The sequence below is a fragment of the Roseovarius sp. MMSF_3350 genome (assembly GCF_030733425.1).
Taxonomy (GTDB): domain Bacteria; phylum Pseudomonadota; class Alphaproteobacteria; order Rhodobacterales; family Rhodobacteraceae; genus Roseovarius.
Genome location: NZ_JASHIZ010000002.1, coordinates 236,275 through 257,552 on the forward strand (window position 1 = coordinate 236,275; position 21,278 = coordinate 257,552).

The following is a 21,278-nucleotide window of genomic DNA, read 5'->3' on the forward strand; positions in this document are numbered from 1 at the left end:
AATGGGCGGGGTGGCGGGCGCTGTGCCATGGCTTAGACCCCGCGCCCGATGGCGGGCGGCGGGATGTGAGTATTTTCGGCAAGAAAAAGCCGGGGTGCCGGCTGTGGCTCAGGCGACGCCACCCAGCAGGGCCGCGTTGCCGCCTGCCGCCGTGGTGTCGACGCAGACATGCCGTTCTCCCATCACGTGGCCGGTGTCCGGCATTCCGGTGATCAGCGGCAGGATCGGGCCATTGCGCTGGCTGAGGGCCGATGCGTAGGCGCGGGCCGTGTCGGCATCGCCCCACCAGAGCGCGCCGGAAAAGCCCGAGAGCGTGGTGAGCGCGTCGGCGTCGACATGGCCGGTGGCGCGCAGGGCGCGGCCGCCCAGGGCCTCGACCGCCTTGGCCTGCGCCTCGGCAATCTCCTTGGTCGGGCCGAGGCAGAGGAGCGGCGGGCGGGCGTGGGCCGTGAGGCGGTTCGACTCGCCGGTGGGGCCGGGCAGGACGATGGCCTCGACCGGCTGGGGCGTGTGGGTCTTGGCGGCCTTGTCGAGCGCGGATTGGAGGGCTTTTGCGTCCATCGTGCTGTCCCAGGTGGCATCTGAGTGCTCGGCGGGGCGGGATGTGTAGCGGGCGAGGTAGTTGGGGCCGCCCGCCTTGGGGCCGGTTCCCGAAAGCCCTTCGCCGCCAAAGGGTTGGCTGCCCACGATGGCGCCGATCTGGTTGCGGTTGACGTAGATGTTGCCGGCATGCACCGCCTCGGTCACGTGCTGGACGCGGTCGTCGATGCGGGTCATCAGGCCGAAGGTCAGGCCGTAGCCGGTGCCGTTGATGGCGTCGATGACGCGGTCGAGGTCGCGTGACTTGAAGGTCGCCATGTGCAGGACGGGGCCGAAGATCTCGCGCTGCATGTCCTCGATCCCGTTCACCTTGATGAGCGTGGGCGCGATGAAGCAGCCCGAGTTCGGCGAGGGGATCTCGTGGATGAGACGGCCGTCGGCGCGGGCCTCATCGATATGGGCGGCGATGCCCTGGCGGGCCTCTTCGTCGATGACCGGGCCGACATCGGTGGAGAGCGACCACGGTTTGCCCATGGAAAGCGCGTCCATGGCGCCGGTGAGCATTTCGGTGAAGCCTGTCGCCACGTCCTCTTGCACGTAGAGGCAGCGCAGGGCGGAGCAGCGTTGGCCCGCCGACTGGAAGGCGGATTCGACGATGGCCTGCACGGCCTGTTCGGGCAGGGCGGTGGAATCGACGATCATGGCGTTGAGGCCGCCGGTTTCGGCGATGAGGGGTGCGCCGGGGGCGAGGGTGTCGGCCATGGTGGCGCGGATCTTGAGCGCGGTTTCGGTGGAGCCGGTGAAAGCCACGCCGCCGACGCGCGGGTCGGAGGTGAGCGCCGCGCCGACGTCGCCCGCGCCGGGCAGGAGTTGCACGGCGGTTTCCGGCACGCCGGCCTTCAGCATCAGCGAGATGGCGTAATGGGCGATCAGCGGGGTCTGTTCCGCCGGTTTGGCGAGCACGGCGTTGCCGGCGGCGAGCGCGGCGCTGATCTGGCCGGTGAAGATGGCCAGCGGGAAGTTCCACGGGCTGATGCAGGTGAAGGTGCCCACGGGCGGATCCTGCGGCGCGTTGGCGGCGTAGTAGCGCAGGAAATCCACCGCCTCGCGCAGTTCGGCCACGGCATCCATCGGGGTCTTGCCGGCCTCGCGGGCGAGGATGGCGAAGATCTCGCCGAAGTTTTCCTCGTAGAGGTCGGCGGCGGCGTTGAGGATGCGGGCGCGCTCCTCGATGGGCGCGTCCCACGGCGCGGCGGCGGAGAGGGCGGTTTCGATGTCTTCCTTGCTGGCGGTGGCGACGGTGCCTGGGCTGTCGGAGGGGTCGGCGGGGTTGGAGACCGCCTCGGGCGCGTTCGGAGACGCTTTGCCCGCGATCAGCGGTGCTGCGTTCCACGTGGCGTTGGCGAAGGGGCCGCGGGCGGCCTCGATCATGTCGAGGGTCGGCTGGTGCTTGAGGTCGAAGCCCTGGGAATTGGGGCGTTCGGGCAGGAACAGCTCGGGCCCGGTGGGCAGTTGCGGGCGGTCGTCCGCGTACGCCTTGAACGGGTCGCGGGCGACGGTTTCGGGGGCCACGTCCTCGTCCACGATCTGGTTGACGAAGCTGGAGTTGGCGCCGTTTTCCAGCAGGCGGCGGACGAGGTATGCGAGCAGGTCGCGGTGGGCGCCGACGGGGGCATAGATGCGGCAGTTGGTTCCGTGGTCCTTCATGACGATGTTGTGCAGCGCCTCGCCCATGCCGTGCAGGCGCTGGAACTCGAAGGTCTCGGTGCCCTTGTCCATCTCGCGCGCCATATCGAGGATGGCGGCCACGGTGTGGGCGTTATGCGTGGCGAATTGCGGGTAGATGTGATCGGTCATCGTCAGGAGCTTGCGCGCGTTGGCGATGTAGGAAATGTCGGTGGCCGGTTTCGAGGTGAAGACTGGGAAGCCGTCGATGCCTTCGACCTGGGCCTGCTTGATCTCGGTGTCCCAGTAGGCGCCTTTGACAAGGCGGACCATGATGCGGCGGTTCAGCTTTTGCGCGAGATCGTGCAGGTAGTCGAGCACGTGGGAAGCGCGCTGGCCATAGGCCTGCACCACGACGCCGAAGCCGTCCCATCCGGCCAGGGAGGGCTCGGAGAGCGTGGCTTCGATCACGTCGAGCGAGAGGGACAGGCGGTCGGCCTCCTCGGCGTCGATGTTGAGGCCCATGCGGGCGGATTTCGCGAGGATGGCGAGCGAGCGCAGGCGGGGCATGAGCACGTCCATGACCTGATGCTGCTGCGCGACCTCGTAGCGGGGGTGGAGGGCCGAGAGCTTGACCGAGATGCCGGGGTTCTTGCGGATGTCCTTGTGCGTGCAGGCGTTGGAAATGGCGCTGATCGCGCGGGAATAGGCAAGATGATAGCGGATGGCGTCGGCGTCGGTGCGCGCGGCCTCACCCAGCATGTCGTAGGAGTAGGTGTAGCCTTTCTTTTCCATCTTCGCGGCGCGGTCCATGGCTGACTCGATGGTCTCGCCCAGCACGAACTGGCGGCCCATTTCGCGCATGGCGCGGCCGACGGCGGTGCGGATGACAGGCTCGCCCAGGCGGCGGATGGCGCCGCGCAGGTGGCCGACGGGGCCGGGGTTTTCGTCCTTCAGCACCTTGCCGGTCAGCATCAAGGCCCAGGTGGAGGCGTTGACCAGCGGCGAGGTGGAGTGGCCCATGTGCTTGCCCCAGTCCGAGGGCGCGATCTTGTCCTCGATCAGGGCGTCGATCGTGTCGGCGTCGGGCACGCGCAGGAGCGCCTCGGCCAGGCACATCAGCGCGATGCCCTCGTCGGTGGAGAGGCCGTATTCGGCCAGGAAGACCTCCATCAGGCCGGGATCCGACTGGTTGCGGATGCGGCGGACGAGGTCGGCGCCGGATTTCGAGATGCGCGCGCGGTCCTCTTGCGACAGCCCGGCCTGCTCTGTCAGGCGGGCGACGGTTTCGGCCTCTTCGGCATAGGTGGTCTGGTCGATCACACGGCGCAGGTCGGAATCGTAGGGCATTGCGGTCCTCTTGCTGGGGGGTGGCGGTTTGGACTAGTGTACCACTGTATATCTGATCTGATTTCCCGATTGGTGGCGTTTCGCGGGCCAAAAGGACGGTAATTCACGGGGGAGACAAGTCAAATGGATGCAAGCGAGCTTGATCAGTTCGACAAGGCGATTCTTCGCGTGCTGGTGGCGGAGGGGCGCATCAGTATCACCGAGCTTGCCGGGCGCATCGGGCTGTCGAAATCGCCGACGCAGGCGCGGCTGCGTCGGCTGGAACGGGATGGGGTGATCTCGGGTTATCGGGCGCTGGTGGACCCGATCCGGCTGGGGATGGATCACGTGAGTTTCGTGGAGGTCAGCCTGACCGACACGCGGGAAACTGCGCTGGCGGAGTTCAACGCGGCGGTGAAGCTGATCCCCGAGATCGAGCAGGTGCATCTGATCGCGGGGAATTTCGATTACCTGATGAAGATCCGGACGCAGGACATGCAGGATTATCGCCGGGTGCTGGCCGAACAGATCAGCACCTTGCCGCACGTGTCGAAAACCTCGACCTACGTGGCGATGGAGGCGGTGAAGGAGAACGCGCTGTCGGAGGTCTTTTGAACCGGGTGGATTTGCGCGTTGATCTTGCGGGGGTCGGGGCGCATCATTGATCCCATGAGAATTTTGGTGATTGCCTGCGTGCTGGCCGGCCCGGCCTGGGCCGGGACCTGTCCGGAAGCGCCTGACCATTCGGCGGAACTGTCGCGGCTGATCGAGGCCGCGCAGGATGCGCCGGACGAGGCGGCGGGACGGGCGCTGTCGGACAAGATGTGGGCGCTGTGGGCAGAAGCGCCGGATGCCAAGGCGCAAGGGTTGCTGGACGAGGCGATGGCGCGGCGCGAGGCGTATGACCATGACGCGGCGATGACGGCGGCGGAGGCGCTGGTGGCCTATTGTCCGGACTATGCGGAAGGGTACAACCAGCGGGCCTTCATCCATTTCCTGCGGCAGGATTTCGAGGCGGCGTTGCCGGACCTTGCACGGGCCGTGGAATTGCAGCCGCGCCACGTCGCGGCGCGGACGGGGCAGGCGCTGACCCTGCACGCCTTGGGCCGCAACGGTGAGGCGGCGCTGGCGCTGCGGCGCGCGCTGGCGCTGAACCCGTGGTTGGGCGAGCGGCACCTCTTGCCGGTGCTGGAGCAGGGCGAAGAAGAGTTGTGATCGGACAGGCGTCACGCTACGACGGGGGCCGTGCCCGCGTGGTGGAATGGTAGACACAGGAGACTTAAAATCTTTTGTCATAGGTTCGAACCTACGGCAAAAATTGTTTTAAGTCAACGTTCTTCCCGAAAAATCTCTAGTGCAGTGTGCCGGTTTTTGTGCGCGTTTCTCGCAAATCATCAACCCGCAAGTGCGCGTATCTCTGCGTCATGGCGGGGCCGGTATGCCCCAAAATGAGTTGCAGCCGGTACAGGTCGCCGCCACGCTGGACATACCACGACGCGAAAGTGTGGCGTAGGTCGTGCGTGGTGAAGTCCTTGATCCCCACATCTCGCGCAATCTTGTTGATCCGCTTACTGGCGTTGTCCACGCGGAATGGTCTGCCCTTCGCATTACTGAATACCCATCGCCCCGTCTGTGATGGTTGGCGGTCCAGAACGTCTACGGCGTTCTCCAGAGGAATCGTGCGTGGCCTACCGCTCTTTGTGTCTGGCAGGGTGATCGTATCGGTAATCTCGTCAATGTCGGCCCATTTCATGTTCAAGATTTCGCCCAGGCGCATCCCTCGAAGGACAGACATTTCCGCCACGCTTTTCCACGGCTCGGGCAAGGCGGACTTGAGCGCTTGCCATTCTCGCTTTGTCAGAAAGCGAAACCTAGCGTTCTGAAGGGTTATCGGCTTCAGATCCCGGCACGGGTTCGCATCAATCCATTCGTGATTTAATGCAACCTTGAATAGACCTGACAGGGTAGCACGGTAGTGCTTCACTCTCGCCGGGGATAACGTACGGAGTTTTTTCGCCTCGAATGAGGCTATCTTGCCGCGCGTGATTTCGTCCAGATAGTTTTGCCCGAATTCCTCTTGTAGAACGCTCAGGCAGTTTTGATAGAAAGAGATTGTTGAAAGCTTTTTCCGGGAGACGTGTTCTTCGATGTAGGCGATAGCGGCTTGTTCAAATGGAATGCGCGGCCTGCCCCCGTGATCTAACCTGCGATACTGGGATTGAAGTTCCGCGAGATATTCTCTGGCTTCTCGCTTAACAGTCGTTTTAGCTGACTTGCGGATTTCCTTCCCGCGCCATTGGAAGCGGACCCACCAGATGTCTCCACGCTTGTAAACTGTCGCCATTGTGCCGTCTTGTTTGACCTGAGCCAGCGCAGGAAGTCCCGACGATCCACGCGCCAGTGACGGCCCAGCTTGTACGCCGGAATCTCCCCATTAGCGCACATCCTTGCCACAGTGCGAGGGGAAAGGGAACATTCCCGTGCTATTTCGCATACAGTCATCATGGCATATCCAGCATCCGGGCGGCAGTCGTGTCCTTAACGGCCAGGAGCATCAGTCATCCCCCACCCAGCAGAAACCCGGAATCCTGTTCAACTCCTGAATACTGCGCCGGCCATCTTGGACCGCCTGCATGTCGCGCCGATAGCGTCGAGCCTCGGACGCGTATTTCAAGACCTCTTCTGGATACCTAGCGCGAAGCTCGGCCTCCAAGTCGTCGGAAAGCGCTATTAGCGCCTCGACGGCGCGCCCGAGAATTTGCGTCTCGACGCCGACCGTTACCGGCTCGTATTTTTCTGTCTCGCTTTTCTCAACCATCCCTCACTCTCCCCGGTCAGCCAGCATCGCACGGGCGCGGGCGCGTTTGCATCGGCGGCAACGACATATCCAACGGAACATTATTTCCCCTCCATTTCAGTTATTGCCTTCGAAATTTCACCGGCCCGCCGCGCCATGGCTGTTCCCTTGAGCGTTGGGTGGTGCTGTAGAAATCCGCAGACAATCTCGATCTTCTCTAGGTCCAAAGCCGTCAGCGCGGCGGATAGGGCGCGGATGACTTCGTAAGCTTCAGGCGAAACCTTCTTTTGGAACACATCGTGCTCGTAAGATTTCAGCAGGCATTCAGCTTTCTGCAACCACTGCTCCGGGTCCGTCAGTCGCTGGTCATGGGGCATCGTGGGTTCCTTTCTTAAGGGCCGCTGAAACCTTCTTGGCGAACCGAGAAACAGCCTTACGGTGTTCAGTGTGAGAAATCAGCCCGCGTATCTTGAGGCGGCTTAAATCTTCGCTGTCTCGCTGGAAGTGATCCACTTCTTTTTTATCAAGTTGTGGGAATTGTTCGGAGATAGGCTTTGCGCCCCACCCAAGTTCAATCGTTTTCGTCGCGTCTTTCTTAAGGGGCATCGGGGGTTCCTTTCTTGAGGGCGCGGATTTGGTCGCGTTTATAGGCGTCAGTCTCCCGCCAAAGCTCTTCATGTTTCTGTACCGCCGCCTCTATCGCCGCATCCCATACCCGCGCGTCACGGGTTTCCAGCGCGGCGGTGGCGTCGGAGGGGGTGAGGGCGCGGATGGCTTCTGCAACTTGCTCGGGATCGGCTACATCCCAGTCTGCGAGATCTTTGGGGCAGTCTTCATCAGTGTGCGGGTCAGACGGCAAGAAAACCTTTCCGCAAGACCGACACGCGAAAGCCGATTCGACGAGATGTGCCGCCCCCTCCACCATTGCCCCCACGGCCTCGTCCCGCTGGCTGGCTATGGAGCGGCTGAAACACTCCGCAAACATGGTATCAAAATAGTCGTAATCCTGCTTGTGTTGTTCTGGGTCAGCGGAAAATTCACAAGTGTATCCCCTCATCGCGTCAACAAGGAGAACCATGAAGTCCCGAATGGTGGTCACTCCGTGCGGGTTTTCGTTGGCAATCAGTTCCGGTGCGGTGTCATTGGTCATCGGGGGTTCCTTTCGCGGTAAGGCTGTCGATTGCGTCAGCCGCAACAGTGTCGTCCCTGTCGTCGTGATATTGCGCTTGAAGGGACGCATTTCGTGCCGCTCGAAGCCCCGCCTCGAATGCCTCCCGCTTCACACGTTCCAGCGCGGCGGTGGCGTCGGAGGGGGTGAGGGTGCGGATGCGAGACGCAGAACGCTGGGCTTCACTTGCCGCGCGTAGAAGGTGCTCCCTTGCCCGGTCATTGAATAGGGGTAGCAATTTCTCTTGCTCTTCGGCTTCCTCGGCTTGCTTATCGAAAGAAGCCGCAGCCGCCTCATACGCTGCCCCCACGGCCTCGGCCTGCTGGCGGGTGTCTCGGGTGTTCCACGCTTCGGCTGCTTCACGGCGGGCCTTTTGCTCTCCGCCATTGTACACGTCTCCGGCGGATACCATTACAACGCGCCTGCATTGCGAATAATCACATTCGATCACAACAGGCTGGAAGGGGTCTCCGTGCATCTGGCACGAACCTTTCTTCCCCAGCCTTATCCGTGGCGGCACCCCACAAAACGGGCAGGGCAGCAGTTCCGGCGCTTCGTCAGTCATCGTCTCATCTCCATTGTTGTAGCCGGGCGCTTTCCCAACACGCCCGACAGGCTCTTCCACAAGCCTTCCTAAAAGATCGCCTTTTGCTGTGCCTTGGGTGCATGGGTGCGCCACGTCCACTGGCCAAGGGGGAGTTTCAAAAAGGCGCGGGTGGTCAAACGACGCCACTCCGAATGCGCAGATAAGAAAAAACTGGCCTCCAAGCTTCGCAGACTGGATGGCCACACTTACAACCCACTACCCAATCGTGTTCATGTATGGGTGGCCCCCAGATGGCACGGGTGACGCGGATATACGCTATTTCAAGCAGCCATCCACGAATGCGGTATGGGCGAAAATTGTGAAACATCGGCCTTCCATCACGCATCACACCACTCCCGCTCCCCATAGCGCCACGAAGATCCAGAACAGCGCCGATCCAATAATGACCCAGCCCAGCCAGGAACCGGGAGGGGCGCGTTTCTCCCCCGGTAGGCCGAAGTAATCCGCGCTCTCAAGTTCGGGGTTGATCAGGTCCGGTTTGTCGCGGGTGGTGGTTTCGGTGAGGTGGGTCATTGGGCTGCCTCCTCCGGCTCGGCAGCAATGATTTCCGCCCAGCATTCGGGGCAGTAGGTGCAGCCTGTAATCGGGTCCGAATAGTGCCAGCCGTCAGGGAAACGCACGTCACCTATGCCGGGGTTCCCCGAACTGGTCAGCGTCGAGACGGCGCAGAAATACGGTTCGGCCATGGCGAAGCTGAATGCGGCGATGGAGGCCGACGACCCCGAGGAAGTCGCCAAGCGGGCGCAGGTCTGCATGAGGGGTCTCGCCGCCATGAACCAGGAGGCCGAAGCTGCAGGGCACAACCCAGAACCGGGCGATGTCTGGGAGTTCGATCTGGACGGCTTCAAGTTCGGCATCGTGCAGGACATCGAGGACCAGGCCCGCATCAGGGAGCGCCGCCCGGATTTGAAGTTATTCACGATGCGGGAAGCCGCCATGGCGCTGCGCGGTTATGCGAACAGCGTCCTGGTCGAAGCCGCCAAGCATCATTCCCCCCACGCCGAAATCTCGAAACTGCCGGACATCAAGCTGACGCCGGAGTTTTTCGAGCATGGCGACCCAATTCCGTTTTGAGGTGATGACATGAGCGACCAATACTACAGAAAGACCTGCACATACCCCGGCTGCACGGCGGTTGGCAAATACGCTAACAACCGTTGCCTGCGCCATCGGTTCCGCGTGGCACCGAAAGAGGGCCGCAGGGTCGTCCAGGTAGAGCGCTACGCGCCGGGCAGCAGCTACGCCGAGCAGACGCACAAGATGGACGTGTCGCTACCGGCGGAGCCGTGGGAGGTGACCAATGTCTGAGGAGTGGGGGCCGTGGGTTGAGCATGACGGCAAATGTATTGCTGCGCTTCCCGGCATGGCGAAGGCAATCGCAACGCAATGGGGACGATACGAGGATCTACTGATGGTGGCAGCACAATGACCGATGAAGACGAAATCCGCATCCTTCGCCTGGAAAAGCGCAACGCCGAACTCACCGCGCAGAACGTGGGGCTACGCAAGCGGGTGGAGGACTTACAGCGGATGCATGAGCAGGACCAGAAGTATATCAACACGCTGCGGAGGCAGATCGGGGCAACCGCAAAGGAGCGGGCGGAACTGCACTTTCAGAGGGACGAGTAGCATGGCAAAATCAACAGGCAAGGCAAAACCCTACACCCCCGCGACAACGTGGGACATGGGGTCACAGACGCTGGCGGTTCTCGGAGACGTGCCAAGGATCGTGCGTGAGTTTCGAAGCCACCTCATGCGCAATCCAAAGGCGCGAGAGGCCGTCAGGAAGGCGGAGGAACCCACTGGTGACAAGAAGGCCGACGCGGCCCGCAAGCAGCACGCACAGCGCGTCACAGCCAACTGGATGCGGTCTAACGGGTATACCCCCGTCATTGAGCCTGCGGACTACACAGACCCGCTCACGGGCAAGAAGATCAACCCCAACGGGGTAAAGCGGGCGCGGCGCATCGACATGGTGGAGCAATATCAAAGGCGGGGCATTCTGGAACAACGTCAAGTGCTTGCCGCCTTGGCCGTGCGCATGGCCTATGAGCAGACGGAAAAAAGCCCACCAGCTATCAAGGCAATCCAGGTGGATACGTCGCCCAAGCCTGACCAGCACATCGCAATCCTGATGGACCGGATCAGCAAGTTCACCTCGATCTTTGGGCTTATTCATAGCAAGGACCGGGCGCTACTGGATTGCATCTGCGTTCGGGGCAATGGGCCGGGTGAACTCAAATGCTATCGCGGCAGGAACTATCGCAAGGGCATTGAACACATGCAGGAGGCACTAACGAGATTGGCGGACGCGCTTGAACTGTAGGGTTGACTGTAAATCTAATTGCCCTATTGTGGGTATCGTCGGAGAGGTGGGCGAGATTTTGCGTTTTGCCTGCTTTTTTGATTCAGCCGCGTTGATGTGGGTGTGTCGTTTTAATGGCCTGATGGCTCACGTAGCAAATTGCACGCAGGCGGCACACCTTCATGAGCGCGGGCTCGACGGGCGCACAGAGACCAGCCCGCAATCTGGCCGGGGAAGTTGATCACCCTCGCCGCGCTCAACAAGTCACCAGCCCTGCGCACAGCGCATCTGGATTCAGCGGACAAGCTTGCGGGACAAGTCCGGGGCCTTCCAAGCCTTCGTGAGCAGGGTTCGATTCCCTCTGTCCGCTCCAACACACAGCCACCTCCTAACCGGGGTGGCTTTTTCTATTTCAGCGGCGGCGTGGAAAATCGCAGACACGCTAAGCCATAGAGTGACGCCATTATGGCTGGTGTAAGTCGTTCGCGGCGAGAAATGCGGGGAAATCGTCAAGGTGCTATTGGCGGCGTGATGCTTAAGGCTCACCGTGTGGCCTGGGTTGTCTACTACGGGAAATGGCCCAAGGGCCAGATTGACCACATCAACGGCGACCGTGCGGACAATCGTATCGGTAACTTGCGTGATGTGAATAGTTCAAAGAATTCTCGAAATTCTAAAATGAAGTCCAATAACACCAGCGGGCATAACGGCATTTACTGGTACGAGCGTTACGGTAAGTGGCAGGTGTCTGGCGGTGCCGATGGCCGCAAAAAACATATTGGGTATTTTGAAGATCTTGAAGATGCCATCGCCGCTCGTGCGGAGTTCAACAGGCAAAATGGGTACTCCGAAAGGCACGGAAGTGAGGCGGCAGCATGAGCAAGGCCGCAGGCAAGAAGCATACCAACACCTAGCAGGCGCGAAGGCCAACCTTGCATTCCGCAAGCGCCGGTCGCGTCGTAAGGGGCAGCAATGACAGAGGCAGTCGAGGCGCGTGGGCGTCCGTCAATCTATTCGCAAGAAGTCGCTGACGAAATCTGCGCAAGGCTCATGACGGGCGAAACCCTCAGGGCGGTTTGTCGCGATGAAGGTATGCCGCACGAAAGCACGGTGCGCCTCTGGGCGGCGGAAGATCGTGAAGGATTTTATACGCAATACACAAAGGCTAGAGAGGCTGGATACCTCGCAATGGCCGATGAACTTCTTGAGATTGCAGACGATGGCCGGAACGATTGGGTTGTCGATGAAGAAGGCGGCGACAAGTACAACGGCGACCACGTTCAGCGGTCACGACTGAGGGTCGATACGCGCAAGTGGCTTTTGTCGAAAGCACTGCCGAAGGTCTTTGGCGACAAGCTGGCCCTTGGTGGTGACGCGGACATGCCGCCCATTCAAACAGAAGAAGTAGGGCAGGGCGCGGCCAAGCTGGCTGCATACCTGGATAGCATTGCAGAGCGCAGCGGAACGTCTGGCGAGCCTGACGGAGAGTGAGAGGGCGGCGGCGCTTTCCCAACTCACCGATCAGGAGGCCAAGGCCCTACTCACAGATTGGCGCGGGTTTCTGGCAAGGCCGGAGCAAGTCGCGCCGGAAGGTGACTGGGATATCTGGTGCGTTCTGGCTGGCCGTGGTTTCGGCAAGACGGAAAGCGGCGCACAGTGGGTCAAGGAGCAGGTTGCGGCGGGCGCTCAAAGCATTGCGCTCATAGCGGAAACGCAAAAAGACCTTGAGGAAGTCATGGTTGCCCGCATCCTGAAGGTTTGCCCCGAGGCAAAGGCCCGGTTCAAGCCCGTGCGTATTTCATGGCCCAACGGGGCACAGGCGCTGGGGTACAACGGGACAGAGCCGAACCAGCTTCGCGGCCCTGAGTTTGATACGGCCTGGGTCGATGAGTTGGCGAAGTATCGCTACGCTCGGGAAACGTGGGACATGCTGCAATTCGGTTTGCGGCTTGGGGATCATCCGAAGGTATGCGTTACAACAACGCCCCGGCCAACGGAACTCATCAAGGCTATCGTGGCAGGGCAAGAGGGCAGGGTCCACGTCACGCGCGGCTCAACGCTCGACAACAAGGCCAACCTCGCAAAAAGCTTCATCAAGAAGGTTTACGACCGCTACGCCGGGACACGGCTGGGCAGGCAGGAACTTAACGCGGAAATCCTCGGGGACTTGCCGGGGGCGCTTTGGTCGCAAAAAGACATAGACGCATATCGCGAGGGTGTCGCGCCTGAGTTGGAGCGCACGGTCGTTGCGATTGATCCGGCTGTGACGAACACAGAGGACAGCGATGAACACGGGATTGTGGCCTGTGGCCGCGCCTCCGATCAGACGGGTTATGTGATCGAGGACGGCAGCATAAGCGGCTCACCGATGGATTGGGCCAAGCAAGCCATTGCCATGTATCACAAGCATAAGGCGGACGCCATTGTTGCAGAGGTCAACAACGGCGGCGACATGATTGCCCACACGATCCGCGCGGTGGCCCCCAACGTCAACGTGATCGAGGTCAGGGCCACCAAGGGCAAGCACGTAAGGGCAGAGCCGATAGCGGCGCTCTACGCACAGGGCCGGGTGCGCCATGTTGGGCATTTCCCGGAACTTGAGAACCAAATGACGCAATTCACGAATGAAGGCTACCAGGGCGAGGATTCACCTGACCGGGCGGACTCGCTGGTCTGGGCCATGTCCGAGTTGTTCCCCGACATGGTGGACACGGTGCCGGATGCGTCGAAATTCAACATTGGCCGCAGGGGCGGCGGGGGCTGGTTAGGCGCATGAAGAAAGACGATATTATACGCGCCGCGCTCGACCGCATGGACGAGGCAGTAGACGCGGATCGTGAGAACCGCGAGGAGGCGCTGCACGACCTTGAGGCTATTGCAGGGCACCAGTGGCCTGATGATATCCGCCAGTCGCGTGAGCAAGAGGGGCGGCCCTGCCTGACGATCAACAGGCTTCCGCAATTCGTGCGGCAGGTAACGGGCGATATTCGCCGCATGAACCCGTCCATCAACGTGCTTCCGGGGGACAGTGAAGCATCGCAGGACGTGGCCGAGATTGTTGAAGGTCTGGTGCGGCACATCCAGTACGCCTCGGATGCCACGTCAGTTTATGAATCGGCAGGGGAAAGCGCTGCGGCGTGTTCGATGGGCTATTTCCGCATCCGCACGGAATACGAGGACGACGACAGCTTTAATCAGGTCATCAAAATTGAGCGGATCCACAATCCGTTCTCTGTGTACTTCGACCCGCAGGCCCGCATGTCAACGCGCGAGGATGCGGATTACTGCTTTATCACCGAGCAAATGCGCAAGGACGACTTCAGGAAGGCGTACCCCAAAGCTGCCCTGGTTGACATGGAGAACGACGCCGAGACGGACGGCTTGGAGCACTGGCAAAACGAAGGCTCTATGGTTGTCGCGGAGTATTTCTGGAAGGAGCCGGAAGAATACGAACTTGGCTTGCTTCCGAGCGGTCAGGTTGTGCGTGATCCGGTTGCGCCGCTCAACATCGTTCGCAAGCGCAAGGTCAAGTCTCACAAGGTCATGTGGGCCAAGATCAGCGGTAAGGAAGTGCTGGAAGGCCCGCAGGAAATCCCGTGCGATTATATTCCTGTTGTCGGTGTCATGGGCGAGGAGCTGCATGTAGGCGACCGCGTTCAGCGCACCAGCGTCATTCGTTTCGCCAAAGATCCGCAGCAGCTTTATAACTACTGGCGTTCGGCACAGACGGAACTTGTGGCATTGCAGCCCAAAGCCCCGTATCTGGTCACGCCCAAGCAGGTTGCCGGGTTTGAGACATTCTGGAATCAGGCCAACGACAGCAACCGGCCTTACCTGCCGTACAACCCGGATGATAAGGCCCCTGGCGTGCCGCAGAGGGCCACACCGCCCATTGCATCGCAAGGCATGATGCAGGAGGTCATGACCGCTGCGGAAGACTTGAAGGGCACCACAGGCGTCTATGACGCGGCACTCGGCAATCAGAGCAACGAGAAGTCAGGTGTTGCCATTCGTCAGCGCCAGATGGAAAGCGATGTGTCCACGTCGATCTACTCGGACAACGTAGCCAAGGCCGTGGCGTGTTCGGGGCGCATTATCGTCAACATGATTCCGAAGGTATACGACACCAACCGCATCATTCGCATTCTTGGCAAGGACGACGCGGAGAAGATGGTGCCGATCAACGGAATGCAGATGACCATTGACGGCCCGGTGCCGGTCAACAGCCTGACCATCGGCAAGTATGACGTGAAAATATCGGTCGGCCCGAACTACTCGACCAAGCGTCAGGAGGCGGCGGAGAGCATGATTGAGTTCGTGCGTGCATTCCCGGCAGCGGGCGCAGCCACGGCGGACCTGATTGCGAAAAACATGGATTGGCCCGGCGCGGATGAATTTGCAGACCGGCTCAAGAAAATGTTGCCCCCCGGTATTCGGGACATGGACGACCTTTCGCCCGAGGAACAGCAGCAGATGCAGGCCGCAATGCAGCAACAGCAGCAGGCGGCGCAGATCGAGCAAGCCAAGGTCATGGCCGAGATTGAAAAGGGTCAAGCCGAGGCGAAAGAGGCCGGATTTGACGCCCAGAAGGCGCAATTCGAGGTCATGAACGAGCAATTGGAATTGGCCGCGAAAAACGGCCAGCTAAACGCGGCGATTGGACAGATTGTCCAACAGGAAGTCGCCCGTGCGCTTCAAGGCGCGATGCAACAGGGGCCACGCCCCACTTTCTAAGGTAAAAATCATGGAAGAGCAGCAAACCCCTGCCCCCGAGGCAGGTGATGATGCCGTTGTGCCCGAAGGCACGGAGTCGGAAGCGACGGAAAACACAGAAGGGCAGGTGAAAGACCAGCCCGCCGAGGGTGAGGAAGGCGCAAAGCCGGAAGCATCCGAGGAAGAAATCAGCCCTTCCAAGGCACGGCGGGAACGCCGGAAGGCCGAAATGGAAAGGCTGAGGCAAGAAAAGGCCGAGGCGGAACAGGAGGCGCAACGCTTCAAGGCCCGTCTTGACCGCATCGAACAAGCAGCGCAGCAAACGCAGCCCCCCAAGGAAGAAGATTTCCAGGATTACGCCGAGTACCAGGCGGCTCTTGCGGCTCACAAGAGTATGCAGGCCCTTGACGCGCGGCAGAAGCGGGAAATCGAGGAAGAGGCCCAGACCCACCAGAAACGACTGGATAGCCTGAAAGAGCAGGAACAACGTGAGGCAGCCGAGAATTGGGCCGCCCAGGTTAAGGATGCTCAGACCCGTTACGCTGATTTTGCAGAGGTGGCCCAAAACCCGCACCTGCCGATCAACGACACGATGGCACAGATTATCTCGTCGTCGGACATGGGCGCGGATCTGGCCTACCACCTTGGGAAGCACCCTAAAGAGGCAGCGCAGATCGCGCAAATGAACCCTTTGGAAGCGGCAGTAGAGTTGGGGGGCATGATGGCCCGCCTAAGCCTTCCGCAGCCAAAGACCACCAGCGAAACACCCGATCCTATCGAGCCTGTGAAGCCGAAAGCATCTGCGGGGGTCAAAGACCCCTCGAAGATGACAATGGCCGAATACAAGGCTTGGCGCGGGCTTTAAGGAAACTGAAAGATGGCTAACACCATTATCACTCCCAGCGTCATTGCCAAGGAGGCATTGTCGCAACTTGAGAACAACCTTGTTCTCGCCAACCAAGTCCACCGTGAATACAAGAAAGAGTTCACTGGCGGGGTGGGCGACAGCGTGTCGATCCGCAAGCCGGTCAAATTCTACACGGCGGACGGCGCAACGCGCGTCAACCAGAACGTGGAAGAGAAATCGACCACCATCACCGTTGACGAGCGCAAGCACGTGTCGTGGAAGTTCTCGACGCAAGACCTGACGCTTTCCATCGAGGAGTATTCGGAGCGGTACATCAAGCCCGCAATGATTACCCTTGCAAACACGATGGACCGCAGCGGCCACGCGCTTTACAGCCGTGTCTGGAACAGCGTTGGCTCGCCCGGCACCACGCCGGACAGCTTTGCCGATGTTGCGGCGGCAGCGCAGCGCCTGGACGAAATGGCCGTCATGGCCGACAACCGGACCATGATGCTCAACCCCGCCGCGCACTACGCGGTTGCTGGCGACCAGCTTACGCTGGATGCAGTCGGCGCAATGGGTTCGTCTGCATACAAGGACGCAATGATTGGCCGTATCGCCAAGTTTGCCACCTTCTCGACGCAGAACGTCACCAATCACACGGTCGGCGTTGCCACGGGTTCGCCCAAGGTCAACGGCGGGTCGCAGGAAGTGACCTATGCCAACGCGACCGGCGCAAACACCCAAAGCCTTGTCACCGATGGCTGGACCAACTCCACCACCGGCATCCTCAAGGCTGGCGACGTCATCACCATCGACGGCGTGTATGCGGTGAACCCGGTTCCGGGTGAAGGCACCACCGGCAAGCAAGTGATGCCGTATCTGCAACAGTTCACTGTTATCGCAGATGCGAACTCGGGCGCGTCCACTGGTCCGGCAACCCTGACCATCTCGCCCGCAATCATCACGTCCGGCCCGTTCCAGACCGTGAGCGCGGCACCGGCAAACGATGCGGATATCAACGTTCTGGGCACGGGTGGCACGACCTACCCGCAAAACATGGGCTTCCACAAGAACGCCTTTGCCCTGGTGACTGTACCGCTGGAAATGCCCGATGGCGCGGCCTTCAAGGCGCGGGAAAGCCACAACGGCCTGAGCCTGCGTGTCGTGAAGGATTACGACATTGATTCGGATGAAGATATCATCCGTATCGACGCGCTCTATGGTTGGGATGCGATTTATCCTGACCTTGCGTGCCGCCTCTGGGGCTAACGATAACGGGGCGTCCCTTCGGGGGCGCTCCTTTCTTTGGAGGGCAGCATGGCAACAGTTCTCGATATCGTGACGCGGGCTTACCGCAAGATCAACGTGACGGCGCAGGATGAAGACCTGAACGCCGACGATATCTCGGTTGGTGTCGATGCCTTCAACATGATGCTTCACGCCTGGAAGTTGGCGGGGGTGGATACCGAGCATACGGACGTGACGTCATCGGACACTTTTCCGCTTGCTGACGAATACCAGGAAGGGACGGTTTACCTTCTCGCTAGCCGCCTCTCGCCTGATTACGTGCGCCCGCAGGCATTCGATGCGGATGACTGGTTCCGCAAGATGCAAGCGGCTTACATGGAAATTTCCGCGTCGTCTGTGCCTACGTCACTGACACGCACGCCCTCGCGGTACTGGCCGCATCCGAGGATCCGCTAATGCCCGTTGTTCAATGGGTCGGCCAGTCCCTACAGGACGACGACAACCAGCAATCGAACACGTCGCGGCTGTTGAACCTGTACCGGGAGCGGCATGGCGACAAGTATATCCTGAAATCGGTTCTGGGAACGTCGATTTTGGTTGATCTTCCTTCGGTGTTCATCCGGGCAATGGAGGAAATCGAGGGCGAACTGTACGCCGTAAACGGCGGCAAGCTGTACCGGATTGACGGCGGAACGGGACCGACGCGGCAATTCGCTGAGTTGGGCGGGGAATGGTACGAGGTCCAGTCTGGCGGGATCAATCCAGGCGGTGGCGGCATCATGCCGGTCGACCCGGACGACACGACATGCCGCGTGTCCGGTTTTGTGGATGCTGTGGAGATTGGCACCATTTCAGACGCGGCAGATACGACGATGGCCGGGAACAACGGGGCTATCACCATCGCGGCGGGCGGTGAGTATTACAACGTCGCCTCGGACGGGACGGTAACAACCCCCTTGACAGGGGCATTTGATAATGTTGGTTCGGTGGACTTCATCGGCCAGCGTACGGTGATAACGGAAAAGAACGGGCGGCGGTTCGGCTGGTCTGACGTTGCCGACAGCACGTCATTCGATGGGCTAGACTTTGCATCGGCGGAAAGCCGGGATGACGACATAATTCGCGGCATGGCGATTGGTCCGCAATACTGGATCTTCGGGGAACGCAGCATTGAGCGCTGGTATCTGACCGGCAGCGGGGAAAGCACCACATTCCTACAGCCTGTCTCGGGGGCCGATGTTGACTTTGGCTTGAAGGCATTCGGGCTGGTGTCCAAGTTTCCCAACGGGGCGTTTTTCGTCGGAACGAACAACAAAGTCCTCCTTATTTCAGGAGGCAGTATGAAGCCGGTTTCAACAAGAGGGGTGGAAACCTCAATCACGCAGGGCAGGCCGCAGTCGTGCTTCTATTATCAAGACGAGGCTCATGAGTTCTGCGTTATTCAGTTCAAGGACCGTCCCGCGTGGGTGTATGACCTGGTCTCCAACGAATGGCACGAACGGGCGGAAGGCATCGAGTTCGGCCCGTGGTCTGCGAGTGTATCGGCCAAGCATAACGGCGTGTTTTTCGTCGGCACCGCCTCGGGACAGATCAGGCGGCTTGAGCGGTCGAACAAGGAAGCGGACGGGCCTTTGTGGCGTCGGGCCATTTCCAGCACGCTTGAGAATGACGGCAAGCGGTTCACGGTGTCGCGCGTGCAGATGCAGGTGGCAACGGGGATTGTCGATGTATCGGGCCGCGCTCCTGAAATCATGTTCCGCATGTCAAAGGACAGAGCGCGAACCTGGGGACGGGAACGGTGGCGCGATACGGGCGTAAAGGGCGATTACGACAAACTGGTTACGCTGAATGCCTTGGGGCAGTACCGGCGAGCCACGCTTGAGGCAACAATGACGGACAAGGCGGAAATCCCGCTTGAATCCACGGCGTTTATCGAGGTGGCGTGATGGCGGCTGAAAAGTACCAAGCAAATCTTCCTTTTGTTGGGCAAGACGGCAAAACCACGATGATCAGCCAGCAGTTTCTGGAAAAGCTGGTTTCCGAGGTTATCGCGCTGCGGGCCGAGGTGAACGACCACGAAGATCGAATAACTACGCTTGAGCCGTGAGAATAACGGTTGACGAGGCGCGGGAATACTTCGCGCACCCGACACAGCAGAAAGCATCAAGGATCGACGCTGGAAGCCTGCCGACAGAAGGCATGGCCTACTACGCCAAGGATGGGGTCTGCATGGCGTTTCATGACGCCTACTGGCCGGGAATTGCGGCGACACACATTGCCGTGAAGCCTTCGGCGTGGGGCAACACCCTGCAACCGGGGCTGGATCTGATTGACGAGTTCCGGGGCGACTACAGCCCCCAAAGCATCGTGGCGCACATCGCGGCAAGCAATCGCGCCTGCCTCTCGCTGGTACGGCGGGCGGGCTTCAAAGAGGTTGGGCGGCTGACCCTGCCAGATGAAGAAATCACCATTCAGGAGTTGACATAATGGGTGGCGTAATCGGCGCAGTCGGCAGCATTGCGGGCGGTCTTATCGGGTCGAAGTCGGCCAAGGACGCCGCCAAGGCGCAGACCGCAGCGGCAAACCGGCAGATTGACCTTGAAGAACGGATTTACGGTGAAACCGTCGAGCGGTTCCAGCCGTTTCTTGACGGTGGATATGACGCGCAATCCGCGCTTATGTTTGAAATGGGCCTCGGCCCGCGTCCGACATTCGGCGGCACGGCTCCTGAGATTGTGGAGTTCCAAGATCCGGCGACAGGCGGCGGTGCTGGCGATTACACGCGTGTGGCAGGAAGCCAAGGCAGTGTTTGGACGGACGGGCAGGGCCAGCCGTTCTATGGCAATCGCCCTGAAAATGGCACTGGACCGGGCGGCGCAGGTGCAACCCGCTTCCGCGTGGGTGATCAGGTATTCAACACCCGTGACGCAGCGCAAGAATACGCGGACGCAAACCCGATCGGCGGGACGGAATACGGCGGCTTTGAAACAACCCCGTTTCAGGATTACGTGCTGGACCGCACGCAACAAGCGGTGGACAGCAGCGCGGCATCGCGGGGCAACCTGTTCTCCGGGGCCACGATCAAGGCGCAGCAGGACAACGCCAACGCACTTACGGGCGGGTTTTACCAGGATTATCTCAACCGCCTGACTGGCATTGCGGACAGCGGACAGGCCGCAGCGGGCAACGCGGCCAACGCAGGGGCGAACTACGCTTCCGGCGCGGGGAATGCGCTAGCGAACATCGGCAACGCGCAGGCGGCGGGTGCTATCGGCTCTGCAAACGCCCTGAGCGGCGGTATCAACAACGCCATTGGCGTGTGGAATTACCAAAACGCTCTTGGCGGCAACAGCGGCAGCAGCATTTTCGGCGGCTCGAACAGCCTTTTTGGCAACGGAAGCTGGGTGTAAGTCATGAATTATGTCCGCTACGCCAACCAAGGCGCAATTCGCAACCAGCCCATCAACGACCGGCTCATGGGGGCGCTGTCCTTCCTGCCTGAATTGGGTGTGGAAATGGAAGTGTTCTCGGGCGGACAGGCTGCAAAGGGTTCTGGCGGGGCGCGTACCGGATCGACACGCCATGACCACGGCAACGCGGCTGACGTGTTTTTCTATAAAGACGGTCGCAAGCTGGACTGGGCCAACCCGCAAGATCGTCCTATTTTCGAGGAAATCGTACGCAGGGCACGCGCAAACGGCGTAACGGGCATCGGCGCTGGCGATGGATACATGCAACCCGGTTCCATGCACATCGGTTTTGGCAATGAAGCGGTTTGGGGCGCAGGCGGTAAGGGCGAAAATGCCCCTGATTGGCTGCGTGCGGCTTGGTCTGGTGCGGAGGGCGTAGCAAGCGACACGATGGCCGCTCTAGGCATCCAGCAGGCCCCACAGAACGCCCTGTCAGGCCCTTCGGCCACTCCCTTTAACCCGACACCCCAGAACGCCCTGTCACAGCGTCAGGAGCCGCCTATGCCGCGTCTGAGCAATGCCCTCGATCCACGAGCATTCATGACCCGCGCGCGTCCTGCAAACAAACTTTCCTTCACTTAGAGGC

Annotated in this window: 26 protein-coding genes, 1 tRNA gene and 1 pseudogene; 19 read left to right on the forward strand and 9 right to left on the reverse strand. The window is 60.6% G+C overall.

The window, feature by feature from the left end; genetic code table 11:
- Nucleotides 1-108: 108 nt before the first annotated feature.
- The gene (putA, locus tag RBB31_RS03765; protein WP_306127914.1) at nucleotides 109-3,555 is read right to left on the reverse strand and encodes a bifunctional proline dehydrogenase/L-glutamate gamma-semialdehyde dehydrogenase PutA; all 3,447 of its coding nucleotides are present in this window, start codon (nucleotides 3,553-3,555) and stop codon (nucleotides 109-111) included.
- A 123-nt stretch (nucleotides 3,556-3,678) separates the two neighbouring features.
- Here putA and RBB31_RS03770 point away from each other — a divergent pair, with 123 nt between their 5' ends.
- Together RBB31_RS03770 and RBB31_RS03775 are read left to right on the forward strand one after the other, a co-directional pair.
- A complete protein-coding gene (locus tag RBB31_RS03770) occupies nucleotides 3,679-4,149 on the forward strand; it encodes an Lrp/AsnC family transcriptional regulator (RefSeq protein ID WP_306127915.1) in 471 nt (156 codons plus the stop codon).
- 54 nt (nucleotides 4,150-4,203) lie between these two features.
- On the forward strand, nucleotides 4,204-4,749 hold the full coding sequence (locus RBB31_RS03775; RefSeq protein WP_306127916.1) for a hypothetical protein: 546 nt from the start codon (nucleotides 4,204-4,206) through the stop codon (nucleotides 4,747-4,749).
- Nucleotides 4,750-4,885: 136 nt separating this feature from the next.
- Here the strand turns inward: RBB31_RS03775 and RBB31_RS03780 are convergent, their stop codons facing one another.
- The 8 genes and pseudogenes from RBB31_RS03780 to RBB31_RS03810 all read right to left on the reverse strand — a co-directional run bounded on the left by RBB31_RS03780 (nucleotide 4,886) and on the right by RBB31_RS03810 (nucleotide 8,619).
- Complete coding sequence (locus RBB31_RS03780) at nucleotides 4,886-5,878, reverse strand: site-specific integrase (protein WP_306127917.1); 993 nt, start codon at nucleotides 5,876-5,878, stop codon at nucleotides 4,886-4,888.
- 23 nt (nucleotides 5,879-5,901) lie between these two features.
- Nucleotides 5,902-6,039: pseudogene (locus tag RBB31_RS20550) on the reverse strand (helix-turn-helix domain-containing protein); the annotation flags it as partial.
- Nucleotides 6,040-6,088: 49 nt separating this feature from the next.
- A complete protein-coding gene (locus RBB31_RS03785) occupies nucleotides 6,089-6,352 on the reverse strand; it encodes a hypothetical protein (protein WP_306127918.1) in 264 nt (87 codons plus the stop codon).
- A gap of 80 nt (nucleotides 6,353-6,432) precedes the next feature.
- Nucleotides 6,433-6,708, reverse strand: a complete 276-nt coding sequence (locus RBB31_RS03790; protein WP_306127919.1) for a hypothetical protein — start codon at nucleotides 6,706-6,708, stop codon at nucleotides 6,433-6,435.
- Nucleotides 6,698-6,937, reverse strand: coding sequence for a hypothetical protein (locus RBB31_RS03795; RefSeq protein WP_306127920.1), 240 nt, complete (start codon nucleotides 6,935-6,937; stop codon nucleotides 6,698-6,700). The genes RBB31_RS03790 and RBB31_RS03795 overlap by 11 nt, the downstream gene beginning before the upstream one ends.
- A complete protein-coding gene (locus tag RBB31_RS03800) occupies nucleotides 6,927-7,481 on the reverse strand; it encodes a hypothetical protein (protein WP_306127921.1) in 555 nt (184 codons plus the stop codon). Before RBB31_RS03800 ends, RBB31_RS03795 begins: the two co-directional genes overlap by 11 nt.
- Nucleotides 7,471-8,064, reverse strand: a complete 594-nt coding sequence (locus tag RBB31_RS03805; protein WP_306127922.1) for a Lar family restriction alleviation protein — start codon at nucleotides 8,062-8,064, stop codon at nucleotides 7,471-7,473. Before RBB31_RS03805 ends, RBB31_RS03800 begins: the two co-directional genes overlap by 11 nt.
- Nucleotides 8,065-8,430: 366 nt before the next feature.
- Nucleotides 8,431-8,619 carry a hypothetical protein gene (locus RBB31_RS03810; RefSeq protein ID WP_306127923.1) on the reverse strand — a complete coding sequence of 63 codons (189 nt, stop codon included), beginning with the start codon at nucleotides 8,617-8,619 and terminating at the stop codon, nucleotides 8,431-8,433.
- Nucleotides 8,620-8,733: 114 nt separating this feature from the next.
- Here RBB31_RS03810 and RBB31_RS03815 point away from each other — a divergent pair, with 114 nt between their 5' ends.
- From RBB31_RS03815 to RBB31_RS03895, 17 genes are all read left to right on the forward strand, one after another.
- Entirely contained in the window at nucleotides 8,734-9,180 is a 447-nt protein-coding gene (locus RBB31_RS03815; protein ID WP_306127924.1) for a hypothetical protein, read from the forward strand.
- A 9-nt stretch (nucleotides 9,181-9,189) separates the two neighbouring features.
- Nucleotides 9,190-9,414 (forward strand): hypothetical protein, encoded by a 225-nt coding sequence (locus tag RBB31_RS03820; protein ID WP_306127925.1) that lies wholly within the window; start codon nucleotides 9,190-9,192, stop codon nucleotides 9,412-9,414.
- Between the two features lie 117 nt (nucleotides 9,415-9,531).
- Nucleotides 9,532-9,735 (forward strand): hypothetical protein, encoded by a 204-nt coding sequence (locus tag RBB31_RS03825; protein WP_306127926.1) that lies wholly within the window; start codon nucleotides 9,532-9,534, stop codon nucleotides 9,733-9,735.
- 1 nt (nucleotide 9,736) lies between these two features.
- Entirely contained in the window at nucleotides 9,737-10,432 is a 696-nt protein-coding gene (locus tag RBB31_RS03830) for a hypothetical protein (RefSeq protein ID WP_306127927.1), read from the forward strand.
- Between the two features lie 276 nt (nucleotides 10,433-10,708).
- Nucleotides 10,709-10,784, forward strand: a tRNA-Gly gene (locus RBB31_RS03835).
- A gap of 92 nt (nucleotides 10,785-10,876) precedes the next feature.
- The gene (locus RBB31_RS03840) at nucleotides 10,877-11,290 is read left to right on the forward strand and encodes an HNH endonuclease signature motif containing protein (RefSeq protein ID WP_306127928.1); all 414 of its coding nucleotides are present in this window, start codon (nucleotides 10,877-10,879) and stop codon (nucleotides 11,288-11,290) included.
- A 93-nt stretch (nucleotides 11,291-11,383) separates the two neighbouring features.
- Nucleotides 11,384-11,902, forward strand: a complete 519-nt coding sequence (locus RBB31_RS03845) for a hypothetical protein (protein WP_306127929.1) — start codon at nucleotides 11,384-11,386, stop codon at nucleotides 11,900-11,902.
- Nucleotides 11,859-13,187, forward strand: coding sequence for a DNA-packaging protein (locus RBB31_RS03850; RefSeq protein WP_306127930.1), 1,329 nt, complete (start codon nucleotides 11,859-11,861; stop codon nucleotides 13,185-13,187). Before RBB31_RS03845 ends, RBB31_RS03850 begins: the two co-directional genes overlap by 44 nt.
- Nucleotides 13,184-15,145 (forward strand): portal protein, encoded by a 1,962-nt coding sequence (locus RBB31_RS03855; RefSeq protein WP_306127931.1) that lies wholly within the window; start codon nucleotides 13,184-13,186, stop codon nucleotides 15,143-15,145. Before RBB31_RS03850 ends, RBB31_RS03855 begins: the two co-directional genes overlap by 4 nt.
- Before the next feature lie 10 nt (nucleotides 15,146-15,155).
- Nucleotides 15,156-15,989, forward strand: coding sequence for a hypothetical protein (locus RBB31_RS03860; RefSeq protein WP_306127932.1), 834 nt, complete (start codon nucleotides 15,156-15,158; stop codon nucleotides 15,987-15,989).
- 12 nt (nucleotides 15,990-16,001) lie between these two features.
- Nucleotides 16,002-17,243 (forward strand): P22 phage major capsid protein family protein, encoded by a 1,242-nt coding sequence (locus tag RBB31_RS03865; protein WP_306127933.1) that lies wholly within the window; start codon nucleotides 16,002-16,004, stop codon nucleotides 17,241-17,243.
- A gap of 48 nt (nucleotides 17,244-17,291) precedes the next feature.
- A complete protein-coding gene (locus tag RBB31_RS03870; protein ID WP_306127934.1) occupies nucleotides 17,292-17,678 on the forward strand; it encodes a hypothetical protein in 387 nt (128 codons plus the stop codon).
- Nucleotides 17,678-19,168, forward strand: coding sequence for a hypothetical protein (locus RBB31_RS03875; RefSeq protein WP_306127935.1), 1,491 nt, complete (start codon nucleotides 17,678-17,680; stop codon nucleotides 19,166-19,168). The genes RBB31_RS03870 and RBB31_RS03875 overlap by 1 nt, the downstream gene beginning before the upstream one ends.
- Entirely contained in the window at nucleotides 19,168-19,329 is a 162-nt protein-coding gene (locus RBB31_RS03880) for a hypothetical protein (protein WP_306127936.1), read from the forward strand. The genes RBB31_RS03875 and RBB31_RS03880 overlap by 1 nt, the downstream gene beginning before the upstream one ends.
- The gene (locus tag RBB31_RS03885) at nucleotides 19,326-19,709 is read left to right on the forward strand and encodes a hypothetical protein (protein ID WP_306127937.1); all 384 of its coding nucleotides are present in this window, start codon (nucleotides 19,326-19,328) and stop codon (nucleotides 19,707-19,709) included. The genes RBB31_RS03880 and RBB31_RS03885 overlap by 4 nt, the downstream gene beginning before the upstream one ends.
- Nucleotides 19,709-20,632: a hypothetical protein gene (locus RBB31_RS03890; protein ID WP_306127938.1), complete on the forward strand. Its 924-nt coding sequence runs from the start codon at nucleotides 19,709-19,711 to the stop codon at nucleotides 20,630-20,632. The genes RBB31_RS03885 and RBB31_RS03890 overlap by 1 nt, the downstream gene beginning before the upstream one ends.
- Nucleotides 20,633-20,635: 3 nt before the next feature.
- Nucleotides 20,636-21,274, forward strand: a complete 639-nt coding sequence (locus tag RBB31_RS03895; RefSeq protein WP_306127939.1) for a hypothetical protein — start codon at nucleotides 20,636-20,638, stop codon at nucleotides 21,272-21,274.
- Nucleotides 21,275-21,278: the final 4 nt, after the last annotated feature.